Below are 294 nucleotides of genomic sequence, written 5' to 3'. Positions count from 1 at the left end.
TCCTGGAGGCAACCGTCGCGCTGCAGGCGATCGAGCACGGCCTGATCCCCGGCAACCTCGGCGGCGACGCGCCCGACCCGGGCTGCGGTGCGCACTTCGCGTGGCGCAACGAACGCCGGCGCGTGGACGTGGCGCTCAGCAACTCGTTCGGCTTCGGCGGCAACAACGCCTGCCTCGCCTTCGCCCGCGCAGGGTTCGCCGCATGAGCGCGCTGCGCGTTCACGTGGAAGGCGTAGGCCTGTGGTCGCCGCAGCTGGCCGACTTCGCCGCCCTGCGCGCGCTGCTGGCCGGCGC

The 294-nt window shown here is 74.1% G+C and carries 1 pseudogene; it reads left to right on the top strand.

The features are described 5' to 3' along the window. Positions 1 to 206 (top strand): annotated as a pseudogene (locus UUA_RS18285) (beta-ketoacyl-[acyl-carrier-protein] synthase II); the annotation flags it as partial. Between the last annotated feature and the right edge of the window lie 88 nt (positions 207 to 294).

Source organism: Rhodanobacter thiooxydans LCS2, from assembly GCF_000264375.1.
Classification (GTDB): Bacteria; Pseudomonadota; Gammaproteobacteria; order Xanthomonadales; family Rhodanobacteraceae; genus Rhodanobacter; species Rhodanobacter thiooxydans.
Note: the sequence above shows the minus strand (reverse complement) of the source record. Positions and strands in the feature narration are given on the sequence as shown.